At 42.0% G+C, this 15,146-nt stretch carries 9 protein-coding genes; 1 reads left to right on the top strand and 8 read right to left on the bottom strand.

Annotated elements, in window-relative coordinates:
- The 8 genes from HMPREF3057_RS03150 to miaA all read right to left on the bottom strand — a co-directional run.
- A partial coding sequence (locus HMPREF3057_RS03150; RefSeq protein ID WP_257370734.1) for a SpaA isopeptide-forming pilin-related protein occupies positions 1–1,842 on the bottom strand: 1,842 nt, incomplete at its 3' end.
- Between the two features lie 464 nt (positions 1,843–2,306).
- Positions 2,307–9,545, bottom strand: a complete 7,239-nt coding sequence (gene bgaA, locus HMPREF3057_RS03145) for an LPXTG-anchored adhesin/beta-galactosidase BgaA (protein WP_070696338.1) — start codon at positions 9,543–9,545, stop codon at positions 2,307–2,309.
- 250 nt (positions 9,546–9,795) lie between these two features.
- Positions 9,796–10,551: an SDR family NAD(P)-dependent oxidoreductase gene (locus tag HMPREF3057_RS03140; RefSeq protein ID WP_001259142.1), complete on the bottom strand. Its 756-nt coding sequence runs from the start codon at positions 10,549–10,551 to the stop codon at positions 9,796–9,798.
- Between the two features lie 28 nt (positions 10,552–10,579).
- Positions 10,580–11,071: a DUF7832 domain-containing protein gene (locus HMPREF3057_RS03135; protein WP_000215491.1), complete on the bottom strand. Its 492-nt coding sequence runs from the start codon at positions 11,069–11,071 to the stop codon at positions 10,580–10,582.
- 28 nt (positions 11,072–11,099) lie between these two features.
- Positions 11,100–12,029, bottom strand: coding sequence for a ribonuclease Z (gene rnz / locus HMPREF3057_RS03130; protein ID WP_000354317.1), 930 nt, complete (start codon positions 12,027–12,029; stop codon positions 11,100–11,102).
- Between the two features lie 14 nt (positions 12,030–12,043).
- On the bottom strand, positions 12,044–12,667 hold the full coding sequence (locus HMPREF3057_RS03125) for a hypothetical protein (protein ID WP_000129699.1): 624 nt from the start codon (positions 12,665–12,667) through the stop codon (positions 12,044–12,046).
- The gene (hflX, locus tag HMPREF3057_RS03120) at positions 12,660–13,898 is read right to left on the bottom strand and encodes a GTPase HflX (protein ID WP_000573178.1); all 1,239 of its coding nucleotides are present in this window, start codon (positions 13,896–13,898) and stop codon (positions 12,660–12,662) included. The genes HMPREF3057_RS03125 and hflX overlap by 8 nt, the downstream gene beginning before the upstream one ends.
- Complete coding sequence (miaA, locus tag HMPREF3057_RS03115; RefSeq protein WP_000850176.1) at positions 13,891–14,775, bottom strand: tRNA (adenosine(37)-N6)-dimethylallyltransferase MiaA; 885 nt, start codon at positions 14,773–14,775, stop codon at positions 13,891–13,893. The genes hflX and miaA overlap by 8 nt, the downstream gene beginning before the upstream one ends.
- Positions 14,776–14,895: 120 nt before the next feature.
- Here miaA and HMPREF3057_RS03110 point away from each other — a divergent pair, with 120 nt between their 5' ends.
- Complete coding sequence (locus HMPREF3057_RS03110; RefSeq protein WP_001051782.1) at positions 14,896–15,066, top strand: DUF3042 family protein; 171 nt, start codon at positions 14,896–14,898, stop codon at positions 15,064–15,066.
- Positions 15,067–15,146 lie beyond the last annotated feature (80 nt).

Raw genomic sequence — 15,146 nt, 5'->3', positions numbered from 1 at the left:
TTGGAAAGTGATATCCGTTACTTTGAGGTAACCAGTTGGGGCTGCTTCCTCATGGAAAGTGTAGATGCCTGGTTCAAGATTCAATTGCTTAGGTTGGTCAGTTGAAGTCCAGCTTTCTATGGCTGTACCTTCAGCTTTTTCGCCCTTGTAGATCTTAATCTGTGCACCAGCGATTTCATTTCCTCCAAGGTTTACCTTACTAAAGGTAATAGCCTTTGGAGTTGTATCCTCTTTGTCAGTGATTGACAAAACAGAACCAGTTGTTACGACAGTATCTGTTGTACCTTTTTTGACAATTGTAATAGAACCATCAGCATTGACCGTGAAGGTAACATCATCAACATACTGATACCCATCTGGAGCATAGGACTCTGTTAGAGTATAGGTACCAGGAGCTAATTTAATCACTTTAGAAGTATTAGCTTCTGTTGTCCAGTCTGCTACAGGTGGAGCTTCTGGTCTTACACGATCTCCGCTGTAGATTTTAAGTTCGGCACCTGGGATTTCTTTCCCATTTGGATCCACCTTTTTGAAAGTAATTTCTTTTTCAGTTGGAGTCTTCGGAGGTGTCTTCTTATTTTCAATTCGACGTTCTACAGATTTGTCTGAGCCAAACTCATCTGGAGAAATTTTAATATCTTCAGTTAATTTGTCATAGCCAAGAGGAGCAGTTACTTCACGAATTGTATAGTTGTCTCGCAACAATTTGCCTACACTAGCGTTACCATCAGAATCTGTTGTCAATCGTCCAACAACAGCTTGGTTACGATCACGAATTACTTCAAAAACTGCACCTTGCAAAGGTTGGCCTGCTTCGTCTACCTTATGAATTTTAATGGTGAAAACATATCCTTCCGCAACACCACCTGCAATCTGGTAGGTACGTGTGCTTGTTGATTGTTCATTCTCACTACCATTGTAGCTCATGTTGGCTACGTTCGTGATTTCCTCACCATCAACTAGATCATAATTCGCTTTAGCTCGATACTCGATCATATAACCAAAACCATTAGTATCTCCTAAAGGAAGGGTGAAACCATCACCATTCGCATTTACCACTAGTTGGTTTTTAAAGGTTTCGGTCATATCCTGAGCATTAGTCCATTTCCAGTCTCCGTTATTCCAACTCCAATCTACTTTGTAAATACGAAAAGTATCTGGTAGGAAGGTCATATTTGGAGAAGAGAAAGCATCTTTGATAGTGACATCACTGTAGTTCGCCATATTGCGGTTTACAGTAATGTTATAACGGATTACATTTTTCTCGTCATCCTTGTATTGGAAGGAACTCTTTTCAATTTTAGAGTCGTATTTCCCTGGAGGGCCGTTGTAACGGATTTTCCCTGCAAATAGAACTCTATGTCCTACAGTAATATTGACATCAATGTCTTTTTCTTCTGAAACAACATCATGGTCAACTCGAACATAGACAAAGAATTTCCCCCTAACGCCAGAATTATTCTCAACAAACTTTGTGTAAGTTAGAGTAATCGTTTTGCTAGCTGCATCTAAACGACCAGTAGCTACAAGATTGTTAGAAGCATCTCGTAATTCAATGTCTGAAGAGTTTGAAAATGTAATCTCTGATGGCAATTGAAGTGTTGTTGTATCACCTTCATGCACCGTATTATCTGGCAAAACAAAATCTGCAGTAAGACGGAATTCTTGCCAAATATCCAACCCTTGCGTTAAAGCTTCACCAGATCTGTTTTCAACACCAACACTAGTGATCACATCATTATACTCTGTCGCATGTACTTGCGTCAGAGGGGCAAATGATTGGAGAATAACTCCCAAACAAAGAATAAGGATCTGAATCCAAGATCTTATTTTCTTGTTCATTTAATCTTCCTTTCTTATAATATTCAGTTGTAAATGTACAATGTAATAGTAAACTAAATGATTGTCCCCAACTAATCACCATTCTCCTTTTTCAAGCGAAAATTATTAGCCACATTACATCCACATTTTATCATACTATGAAGAAAAAGGCTAGAACTATCAAGCAAATTTTTATAAAAAATATCCAATTTTTTCTTACCGATTGAAATCGACTTTTTCACATCCGTATATTAACCGCTTTGTGTCTTTTCTTCTCCTATCATCGAAACAAAATCTGGTATATTTTACCGCCATTTTTTAAAAAATAAGTTCACCTCGTTTTGGATACCAGATAGTGTTTTTATCATTTTGGTTATCTGATTTCATAAACGTTAAATTGCTCTTTAGAGAATACTTCTACCCATTAAAAAGACCAGGTTTCCCTGGTCTTTCTGAGATACAATTAGAAGAAATACTGATTCATTCTAGTCTTCTTTTTTACCTTTAGTGGCCACTAGACCTGCACTCAAGCCAAGAAGAGCTAGGCCTGCTGCTAGAGCTGCTTGACTTTCTGCACTTCCTGTATTTGGCAACTGCTCTTTTTGAGCTTGATTAGCTTTACTTGAAGCAATTTCTTTTGTATCTGCTTTTTCTGATACTTGTGGTTTTGTTGCTTCTTGAGGTACTGGTTTGGTCGTTTCACCAGCTGTACCGACTTCTACGATGCGATCCTGAGCTATAACTTTATCATAGCTTTCTTTTTCAGTTCGCTTACCATTTTCAACTTCGATTAAGTGAACACGGATACCTTTTTGACCTTCTTGGAGAACACGAGTTTGACCCGCTGGAAGCTTATCATTCTTTTGTTCCTGAACCTTGAAATCAATTGTTTCTTCTTCGATTACAAGTTCTGGTCTGTTAAGGACTAGGTTCTTCACTTCATCTTCTGGAAGAGAAGTTCCTGGTTTTGTTCCAACTTCTACTATACGATCTTGAGCAGCGACTTTATCGTAAGTTTCTTTAAGATGACGTTTTCCATTTTCCACTTCAATCAAGTGAAGACGAATACCTTTTTGACCTTGTTGTAGGACACGAGTTTCTCCTAGGTACAACTTATCAGACTTACGCTCCTGAACCTTGAAGTCAATGGTTTCTTCTTCGACTATAAGTGCGGGTCTGTCGAGGACAAGGTTCTTCACTTCGTCTTCTGGAAGAGAGGTTCCTGGTTTTGTTCCGACCAAGACGATGCGGTCTGTCGGAGCTTCTACCACTTCGCGAAGTTTTTCTTCCTTACTTCCACTAGGATTAACCGCTGTGAAGATTCGTTCCTTACCAACTTTTCCTTCTTGTTCTACACGAGTTTCACCTAGATACAGTCTTGAATCCTTTTTCTCAACTGTCTTGTAAGCCAAATCTTTTTCAACAAATTCGAGTTTTGGAAGATCTTCTTGTACAGCAGCAACAGTCTTCTCAGAAACTGGTTTTTCCTTAGTCAACTGGATACGGTATTTCTTGACTTGTTTTCCACTTTCTGAAACAAGGCGAACAAGTACTGGAAGGCTATCGTCTCCGCTATCTACAACTGTTGAAGCTACTTGATTACTTTCTTGGACTGAGACTTTTGGACGTTGACCTTTATAGGTGATTTGGTAGTCTTGACGATCTTCAGCGAAGTCAGGAAGCTCTTTTCCATCTACAAGAATTTTTGATTGGGTACTTTCTTGAGGCAATTCACTCGGTGCAAGGAAGGTCATCTCAATCATCGCAACACCGCTCTTGTCAGCTTTACGCTCCATACGCCATCTCATGGCTTTGGCTTTGACAGCTTTAAATGTTACGTTGATTTCATCACCAGCTGCGATGTCTTTATCCGCACGATAAGACACAGTTTCCCAATTTTCTGGATTGTTGAATGGATGGGCTGCATCGTAGGCTTGGTAGTTTGAATAGTAGGTAGGCACTTCAAACTCTGGACCGACATAGCGTTCTAAAACGAGTTTAGATGGTGCATCCGTACCACTATCTGCAAAGAAGTGAAGTTGGGCTTGAGCAACAGTCCGTTCGACAATCTTACCATTTTCACGGAAGATTACACCTGCTGATACTTCTGGATTAGAAGATGGTGTTGGAGACCAGTTTGTCCAACGACGATTTTCTGAATGATTTCCGTCATTGAGATAGTCCACACGGTCATGGGAGTTTCTATCAATGTCGTTAGTGGCTGAAGCAAAGGCGCGGTTACTATTTTCATCATACTCTGGGTTATTTGAAAGAGCTTCACCAAGTTTGTCTGTCACTCGTACAGTGAACTCAGCAACAAGATCACTACCAAGAACACGGCCTCTTACAGTAAATTGACCTGCTTTTGTCAGATTTTCTGCTGGAACTTCTTCCCATTCAACTGCCAAGTCTTTTGTTTCGTAACCGTCTTTACCTGTGAAGTAAACAGGAACCTTAGTTGGCAATTCAAGCGGTTGCCCTACTTGTAGCAAGCGAGCTTGTTTGACCGCGGCAACTGGTTTACGAGAGAGCAAGTCTTTATTGCTTGTAAAGTGTAGACGGTATTCTCCTAGGATGTCGCCATTTTCAGCTTTCGCGATAACACGAACTGGCTCACCTTCACGAACACTTGGAACGACGGTAGCGAGACCATTGTTGCTAACACTTGCTGTTACTGCAGGAACTTTTCCATCTACAGACTCAAGATAGTAGTCTGTCAAATCTGGGTTAAAGTTTGCTAAGTCTTTACCGTCAACTTGGATTCTCGTTTGTCCTTGTTTAGCTGCCGCAACTTGTTTCGCAAAAATTTGTACTTCTGTGATAGACGTTCCCTTCTTGCTATCAAGTCGAACCATACGAATGCGAACCGCATAGGTCTCAACTTTATCAAAGCTGAAATGATTCATTTCTCCAGCTTTTAATTGAGCTGGTGCTTTGAGATTGCTTACCTCTTTCCAGTTTGCAGGATCATTAAAGGCATGGTTTTCCTCACCTACAAAGCTAGGGTTTTTAGGGGCTGTTGGAACGGTCTTACCGACATAATATTCAATCACATAAGACTTCGGTACACCAACTCCGTGGTCTTCGTGGAATCCGACACTTAGATTATCAACTGAACGTTTGCTCAAAATACCTGAGTCTCCGAATAGGACACCAACTGAAGCTTCTGGATTAGTACGGTTCCAGTTTGTCCAACGGTTAGCTGGGCGGTCATTAAAGGAAATCAATTTATCGTTGACGTTTGAAACAGGATCAGTTGGATTTGAGTCTGAAGCAAAGGCAAGTGGCAATTCTGAACCGGTCCATTGGTCAGAAATATTTGCTCCCTTCTCAGTTTGAGCAGATACGCGAACATGAAGTTTAGTTGTTAATTGCGTACCTTCTAGGCGACCATTAACTGTAAAGACACCTTCCTTGGCGTATTGGTCTGGACGAATCGCGTCCCAAGTAACCTTAGCTGATGAAACGTGGCCATTTGAATCGTAGGTACGAACACTTTCTGGTAATTGTGGCGCTTCTGCAATTGGTGTTGTCACACTAACTTCTTCAACCGAAACAATACCTTCTACAGAGACTTTAGCACGCGCTTCAAGGTCAATTCCTTCAACTTTACCTAGTACTTCAAATGTTTGATAGGAGTCAAGTTTTTCTTTCGGAATAGCTTGCCAAGTGACTTTATGAGTTTTAGGGAAACCTTTGTCATACTCAACCGTTACTGTTGTTGGAAGAGTAGGTTCTTGATGCAAGTCTGTCACTACATTTACTGGACGGATAGATTGCGCAACCTTCTTCTCAGTATTGGCCTGGATCGTGAGATCGATTTGACCTCTAGCCCCCTCATATTCTGCTTTCAGAGTGACTGCTCCTGGCTTATGTAACTCAAGCATTCCTTTACGAACCGCGACTTCCCCTTCACCACTTGTAGAGAAGGTTACTTTATCAGCTGGTAAAACTGCTTGTGTTCCGTCTTGATAGTGAGCGAGTACAGACAATTTCACTGTTTGGTCTTCTTTAAGACCGTCAGCTTGCTCTACTTGTAGGCTCAAGTGGTCAATTTTCGGTGCTTCTTCAAGGAATTGAATTGCATAGGTTTGAAGAGGTCCACCATCTTTTGGTTGAACATAGATGTTTGCACGCATGCCGTTTGCTGCACTTGCTTGGACTACAGTAACATCCGCATTTTCAGCACTTGCTACAACTTCTGGCAAGGATGCACCGTAAGCAAGAGTTCGATATTGCATTGGATTTTGAGTAGTAAGACCAGTGACAGATTCGCCACCAACCGTTACAGTTGGTACTGCAGGTGCCACAGGATTACCTTCTTCTACTACAAGGGTAGCGTGAATAGTCTCACCACCCAGTTGACCAGTCATTTGAATACGTGATCCTGCAACTGACAGTTTAGCTTTATCTGCTTCCGAAATCTCCCACTTATCAACTTCGTATTCTTGTACGCTTCCATCCGTAACAGCAATAGAAACGTATTTATCAACAGCGCTCAAGTCTGTTCCTGGAGCAACACGCTTAACAGTTGGAAGCTCATTTGCGATTGCTAGAATTTCGACACGGGCCTCAACTTCGCGTCCGTCTGCCATACCTTTAACAGTCACAACTCCTGCTTGGCTCACATCAACTGAAGACCAAGTGACTGGACGTTTTTCACGACTGCCATCACTGTAGATAAAACCGACTGTCTTCGGCATTTTTGGCTCTTTCTCAATAACAGTACGTACTTTTGGTACTTCTGTACCTAAAACAGTTTTTTCTTGTCCTTCTTTCTTACCTGTAAAGACAGTGACTTGGTCCGATTTCAAGAGATCAGAGTGGGCAGTAAGGGTGAATTTACCTGCTTGCTCAGTTGATTTAACAATGGCAACCCCTTTACCGTTAAAGGCTCTGCGGATCCAAGAACCATCAGGTTGTGCCTTGTAGCGTTCACGGCTGGCTTGTTCCCCATTATCAACACCAACCAGTTGACCTTGTCCATGCAATTGGAAACGAACCAAATTATTGGCAGTTGGTACCACATTTCCTTGGCTGTCTACGATTTCATAGTAGATGTAAGTCAAGTCTTTTCCATCTGCAGCGATTGCGTGTTCTTCCTTGATGAGACGAACACCTGCAGGTTGACCTGCAGTGGTAATCTTGTCACGTGCAATTTCTTTACCAGCTTCATCACGAGCTACTGCTTCTAAGGTACCTGGTTGGTAAGCAACCTTCCACTCAAGATAGAGTTCCTTAGCATTGGCACCTTCTTGGTAGGTACGACCATCACTAGTTTGTTTTTTGTTGAACTTTTTAACACCGAGAGATTGACCGTTCAAGAACAATTCAACACTTGCAGCATTAGAGTAAGCGCGAACTGGAATCTTTCCTTGTGCATCTTCTACTTTAGAGGCCAAGTCTCTATTCTCCCAGTTCCAGTGAGGAAGAAGGTGAACCATTGGTTTCTTCTTGACAGAAACCCATTGGCTTTGGTAGAGGTAGAAGTCATGTTTTGGAATACCCGCTGTATCTACGATACCAAAGTAAGAGCTCTTAACGGGAGTTTGGTTTTGGTTGTGCCATGGTGTAGGTTCACCGATATAGTCCGTACCTGTCCAGATAAACTGTCCAGCATAGCCAGCGTTGTCACGATCAAACGTCCATGAATCTGTTGCCGTTTTACCCCAGCCAACTCGGTCATTACCATAGTCAGACTGTTCGTAATGACGCTCAGGTCCGTTACTATGTTTCAATTCCTGTTCAGGGCGATAGTAACTTCCACGTGTACGGGTAGCTGAAGATGTTTCGGAACCGTAAATCAACCAGTTTGGATGTTTCGCACGAAGTTTCTTGTAGTTGTCTTCTGAATAGTTGAAACCAACTGCATCCAGTTCATTAGCAATTTTCTCATGATCACCGCTACCATCACCAAAGCGGAACTTATCTGCTCCCATGGTAACATAACGTGTAGTATCAACATCTTTAATCACTTTTACTAAGCGTTTAACCGTTGCAAGAGAGTGAGCATTACCATTGGCTTCACCGATTTCGTTTCCGATAGACCACATGAAGACAGCTGGGTTATTTTTATCTCTTTCGACCATGGTACGAAGATCGTAGTCAGACCATTTTTCACCTTTTCTAGCTTCTGGGTGAGTGGCATCTTTTTCAAAGAAACGTCCGTAGTCATATGGTTTCTTGCCACCATACCACGTATCAAAGGCCTCTTCCTGAACCAGCAAACCAAGTTCTGCTGCGATTTGCAAGGTCTGTGGACTTGCAGGGTTATGAGTTGTACGGATGGAGTTAACGCCCATCTCCTTCATTTGTTTGAGACGACGGTATTCTGCTTTATAATTTTCTTCTGCTCCAAGCGCTCCGTGGTCATGGTGCAAGGAAACACCATGGAATTTAATTCGTTCACCATTCAAAGAGAAACCTTCATTTGGAGTCCAGTGATAGTAACGGTAACCAAACAAATCTTTCTTAGCATCAACCAATTGACCGTCACGGTAAACACGCGTAACCAGTTCATACAAGGCAGGTTTGTCATTTAAAACGGTCCAGAGTTTTGGTTGTTCAACTTCTAAAATCGCATCAAGACTTGTTGACTCATGTGCTTTCAAGGTGCGGCTCGCTGTACGAACCAAACCTGTTACAGCCTGACCACCACGTTCAACGATTTGATACTCTGCCACCAATTCATGGTCTTTATCATCTGTATTGACGATTTTGCTGGCTACATGAGTTTCAACCTTGCCATGTTGCTGTTCTTCAAGTTTTGGTGTTAAGATGGTTGTCCCATTCTTCTCAACATGAACTTTATCTGTCATTTGCAAGGTCACATCACGGTAGATACCGCTACCAGAGTACCAGCGGCTACTTGGTTGTTTGTTAACCGCATGGACAGCAATCACATTCTCACGACCATCTTTGTGGAGGTATTTAGTAATATCGTAAGAGAACTGGTTATAACCATTTGGATAATGTCCCACTAACTGGCCATTGACATAGACTTGAGAGTCCATGTAGACCCCATCAAAGGTCAAACGAACATTCTTCTTGAGATCTTTTTCATCAAGTTTAAAGGTCTTACGATACCAAGCTTCACCACCATTGAGCTGTCCACCTTCGTTTTGGGCAGGTGATTGATGGTCAAAATCGTTAAAGATACTCCAGTCGTGTGGGAGATCCAATTTTTGCCATGACGAAACATCTGCATCTGGTTTCACAGCTTCTTTGGAGTTTGCATTGAGTTTAAAGTGCCAATTTTGATTAAAATTCACTTTTCTATCTTCAATCATTTGATTCACTTCTTCATTTGTCGCAGCTTTCAACTCTTCCTTGACAGGCTTTTCTTGACTTGAAGCTTGAGATTCTACCTTTGGAGCTGTTTCTTCAGGTTTTAGAGATGCTTTCTCCTCTTTTGGAGCTACAGGTTCCTCTTCTTTCACCTCTGGTTTGCTTGCTTCAATTGGAGCAGCTTGACTTTGGTCGACACTTGCAGCATCCTTGTGCTCTGCTACAGCTTGATTTTCTTTTTCCTCCACTGCCGGACTTTCCTCTTTTGCTTGTTCAACAGTGTGAGTAATTGGAGTTTCATCCGCGAAAACTGGTGATTCTCCAATGACACTTCCTCCAAATAGAACCGCACAGGTTCCAATCATGACAGAGCAAGCGCCTACGGCAAACTTACGAATGCTGTAGACTCTTTTACGATTCCAATGGCCTTTTTCCATAAAATCCTCCTTTAGTAACCGCTTCCATTTATTTGTAAGCGTATTACTTTTTCATAGCCTTTTACCCTTATTTTATAAAATAATATAGGAAATTTCAATACCCTAAACACAAAAATCATATTTTTGATTGTTTTTTCTAAAATTTGTAGAAGATTCGAAAAAAGTGAATGTAGATTTAGAACAAAAACAAACAAATTTTTGACACTCAGTTCAATATTATAAAAAAAGTTCCTTTTGTAAGGAACTCCTTTTACTTATAATTAAAGATCCCCCCTGCCAACTTATCAGCTAGCTTGGGAAAGAGGGTATAAAACTTATGGGCTAGATTCAACAAAACTGGGAGATTGAGTTCCCGTTTGTTTTTTCCTATGATTTTGACAATCTTTCTAGCGACTACATCTGGTTCTAAGAGAAAGCGGTCAACCGACTTGAGGTAGCTCCCATCTGGGTCTGCCTGGTCAAAAAAGGCAGTACGAATCGGTCCTGGATTAACCGTCGTTACATAGACACCATAGGGCATCAGTTCGAGACGCAGAGCGTTTGAAAATCCAATAGCCGCAAACTTGGTCGCTGAGTAGAGACTGGACTTACTAGTCGCTATCAAACCTGCCATGCTGACGATATTGATGATGTGGCCTTTTCGGCTTTCCTTCATGCGAGCTCCAAGACGACGAGACAGATTCATCAGAGCAAAGGTATTGACCTCAAACATCTGGTGAATGTCTTGATCAGAGATCTTGTCGAAATCTTCAAAAATTCCATAGCCAGCATTGTTAATCAAGACATCAATCTTGCCATAACGGAGATAGAGGTCAGCTACCAGAGCTTCTAGGGCTGAGTCATCAGTAATATCGATTTCAATCCATTCTACATGAGGATGCTTTGCATATAGTTGGGCTAGTTTTTCCTTGTTTCTACCTAGTAAGATGAGTTGGTCATTTGGCAAGAGTTTGACCATTTCTTGGGCTAAGCCACCGCTTGCCCCAGTGATGATGATGGTACGCATCTCTATTCCTTTCAAAGTTTTGATCAATTTAATGAAATCTTTTTCCAGCTAAATAATGAGCATAGGCTTGATCAATGACAGGAGCAAACAGATGATAATCCTCCCAGCTACCTAAAAATTCTAAAGGCAAGTCATATAAGTCATTGACTACAAATTCGGAATAATCATCCATATACTGATGTTCATAATAGTCATTTACAAAAGCCTGAAAATCCTTTGTAATATCCATTGTTCCCAGTTTACCATCGCACCAGTCTAAAAGATAATCAACACCCAAAGTTTGCTCGTTTTTTAAACTTTGGAATACCGTTTCTTCATCAGGAAACATCAATTCTTTTGCATCATGCAGGATGAGCCAAGTAACGAAAAAACCGATATGATTCGCAGCCCAACGATAAATCTCCCGATAATCTTTTTGAGTTAACTCTTCTTTTTGTAATGAATAGCTGTGCAAGTAGTTGGTTAAGGCATTCTCAAAATACCAATCCGCTTTATCCAATAAACGATTTTCAACAGTCATCTTAATTCCCTCTCAACGAACTGTAACATTATAACTCAACCTCTTCCAAGTCTTTGACGACATGGACATTCTCAAAAATACTAGCTGCATCTTTCTTAAGCTGACTAATATCCTTTGATAGGAAGCGGGCACTGATATGGTTGAGCAAGAGGCGCTTAGCACTGGCTTCTGCTGCTACTTGTGCTGCCTGCATATTGGTTGAGTGACCGTGATTGCGAGCAATTTTTTCATCTCCCTTGCCATAAGTCGACTCATGGACAAGGACATCGGCATTGACAGCTAAACGCACACTAGCATTGGTTTTACGGGTGTCACCCAGAATGGTGATAATCTTACCTGGACGGGGAGCTGAGATATAGTCTGCTGCCTTGATTTCAGTTCCATCTTCGAGAACAACGTCCTGGCCGTTTTTGATCTTTCCAAAAAGCGGACCAAATGGAACACCAGCAGCCTTAAGTTTTTCAGCATCCAAGGTCCCTTCTAGATCCTTTTGCATGACACGATAACCAACGCAGAAAATAGTGTGGTCCAGCTCCTCTGCATACACAGTGAATTTATCGGTCTCAAAGATTTTCCCTAGAGAATCTTGGTCAAACTCATGAAAATGAATGCGGTAAGGCAGACGAGAGCCTGACACACGAAGGCTGGTTAAGACAAATGACTTGATTCCTTGCGGTCCATAGATGTCCAAATCTGTCTGCTCTTCATTGGCCTGAAAAGCACGGCTAGAGAGAAATCCTGGCAATCCAAAGATGTGGTCTCCATGCAGGTGGGTGATAAAGATTTTGCTGACCTTCCGTGGTCGAATCGTGGTTTCCAGAATGCGATTTTGCGTTCCTTCTCCACAGTCAAAGAGCCAAACTTCGTTAATCTCATCCAAGAGTTTCAGGGCGAGACTTGAAACGTTGCGGGCTTTAGAGGGCTGACCGGCCCCTGTTCCTAAAAATTGAATATCCATTCGATACTTTCTAATTAATCAATATATAACATAGCTGTGCGATTTTCCGATCGGAAATAGCGACTGCCAGAAAAAGCAACAGCTTCTTGCAGTAAATCCTCTTGGCTGTAGCCTTTGAGACGCTTGCGACCATCTGCTAAACTTTCTAAATCAGTCAAAGCTGTGAGATTCTTCACACTAACAACTTCTTCATCTCCGACAGGCTTCATGTAAATCTTTCCAGACTCCTCAAAGACTAGTTGATGGGGGAAAATTTGCGCAATCTCAAAAAGTAAGTCATCCGAGATTTCCTCTTCATTTTCAGAGAAAATTCGCCCCAAGCCCTCACTCTCATAGCAAAATCCAAAAGATTTGCCAGATAAATTAAGACGAATAAAAGGCTTATTTTCAAAGGTGAAACTTGGATCAGCATTGTAGAGATTCAGTTCATGACTGACTTCTAAAAAATAATCCGTCGCAGCTTCAGGACTCTTTTTCTGGTAGAGTTCAGCAAAGTAGGCATTGACTACACTCGGAGGAGGTGTGATGAGAGCCAACTGCTCTTGCTCTGTTTTGCCAGCTAGAAGTTGATCCAGATAGACCTTATCCAAACTTGTATAACCCCCATACTTTAGAGCCAAGGTTTTAATATCAGTCATAAAATTCCTCTAACCTCCATTTGTTTTTCTCGGAAATGTAGCCTGTAATCACTTCTCCATCATCTTGGTAGTCACGATCTTCAAGAATCGCTACACTTTCCAAATCATGAATCTTGTAGGACTTAGAAAAAGGCACCCGTAGAGTAAAGGCTTCAAAAATCTCCTTGATTTTTTCTAAAAATAAAGCCTGCAACTGCTCACGACTATCCTCAGACTTGGCAGAAATGAGGGCATACGGCGTTTGAGTAGGCGTAAAATCCTCCACCAAATCCGCTTTATTGTAAAGAGTCAAGCGAGGAATATCCTCCATATCCAAGTCTTTCATGATAGACAGAACCGTTTTTTCATGCTCCTCGTGATAAGGATTGCTGGCATCGATGACATGAACCAAAAGATCCACATGCTTGCTTTCTTCCAAAGTTGACTTGAAACTGGACACCAATTCAGTTGGCAAATCCTGGATAAAACCAACCGTATCAGTCAAGGTAACCTGAAGATTGCCCCCAAGATGGATACTCTTTGTCGTCGCATCCAGGGTCGCAAACAGCTCGTCTGCTTCGTACTGGGTCTTACTGGTTAAGCTGTTCATGATAGTTGATTTCCCAGCATTGGTGTAGCCAATCAAGCCAATCTTAAAGGTGCTTGACTCCAAGCGTTTTTCTCTGACTGTCGCCCGATTTTTCTCTACCACCTTGAGCTGGCGTTCGATATCTGTGATTTGATTGCGAACACTACGACGGTTCAGTTCCAACTGACTCTCACCTGGACCACGGGAACCAATTCCCCCTGCCTGACGGCTGAGCATGATTCCTTGACCAACCAAGCGAGGCAAGAGATATTTGAGCTGGGCTAGGTGGACTTGGAGTTTCCCTTCATGGCTTCGAGCCCGCATAGCAAAGATATCCAAAATCAACTGCATACGGTCAATGACCTTGACACCCAGAACTTCCTCTAGATTGACATTTTGCCGTGGTGTCAGACGGTTGTTGACAATGACAGTAGTAATTTCCTCAGCATCCACCATGAGCACAATTTCTTCCAACTTACCAGATCCGACAAAAGTCTTGGAGTCATACTTTTCACGTTTTTGCCTGTAGCTATCTACAACGACTGCTCCAGCAGTCTTAGCCAGACTGGCCAACTCTTCCATGGACAGGTCAAAATTATCCATGCCCTGCAGTTCAACACCAATTAGCAGGACCCGTTCTTCTTTTTTCTCCGTTTCAATCATTTAAAAACTCCTCAATCTGGCTTAGAATACGCTCCTTCACGCCAGACTCTCCTATCTGATAAAAGGTCACCTGCATGCGATTACGGAACCAGGTCAACTGACGCTTGGCAAAACGACGGGTAGCCTGTTTGAGACTCTCACTAGCTTCCTCTAAAGTCTGCTCCCCACGGAAATATGGAAATAGTTCCTTGTAGCCAATTCCTTTGGCTGCCTGCGCATCAGGGTAATGGTCAAAAAGCCACTTGGCCTCATCCAAAAGCCCAGCCTCAAACATTAGATCCACTCGGTTGTTGATACGTTCATAAAGCTGACTACGCTCATCATCTAAGCAGATAATCAGAGGTTCATACAAAGTCTCTTGATTTTCCAAATCCTGACCAAAATGGGCAATCTCCAAGGCACGCATAGCACGACGACGGTTAAACTGGGGAATTTCAAGACCTGCTTGCTCCACGAGATGGGCTAATTCCTCATCTGAATAAGGCTCCAAGCTAGCCCGATAAGCTAAAATCTCCTCATGAGGTGTTTCTCCACCTAGATGGTATCCTTCCAGCAAGCTCTGGATATAAAGCCCTGTACCACCCGCGATAATAGCAAGCTTACCACGGTTATGAATATTCTCAATAGCCTTCTTAGCTTCTGAAACAAAATCAAAAGCCGAGTAAGACTCGGTCACCTCTCTGACATCAATCAAATGATGAGGAACAGCTGCTTGCTCCTCTGGGCTAGCCTTGGCCGTCCCAATATCTAGCCTTCTGTATACTTGCTGACTGTCACCGCTGACCACCTCTCCACCAAAGCGCTTAGCTACTTCAATAGCAAGGGCTGTTTTCCCAACAGCAGTCGGTCCAACAATCACAATTATTTTTGTTTTCATCTTTTTTCCTTGAAAAATTTCCATTTTTTCGTTACTATTATTATATCACAAAAAGTTAAGTCAGAAAAATGCTACCACTTAAGGAGCCTGGCTGATCGGAAAGATAAAGGAGGAAGACTCATGGCTAAAGGATTCGCTAAAGGTCTTGTAACAGGTGTCGCAGGAACTGTCGCTGCCGTTGCAGGTGCAGTATACGCAATTAAAAAGAAAGTGATTGAGCCAGAAGAGCAAAAAGCAGCTTTCATCGAAGAAAACCGTAAAAAAGCAGCTCGCCGTCGCGTATCACATTAAGCAACAAAAGAAGTTGAGAAATCTCAACTTCTTTTTATTTTCTTTTATAGTCAATGAAAATCAAAGAGCAAACTAGGAAG

The organism is Streptococcus sp. HMSC072D05 (assembly GCF_001815805.1).
In the GTDB taxonomy this organism is placed as follows: Bacteria; Bacillota; Bacilli; order Lactobacillales; family Streptococcaceae; genus Streptococcus.
The sequence above is the reverse complement of the archived record's forward strand: the minus strand, read 5'-3'. Positions and strand labels throughout refer to the sequence as shown.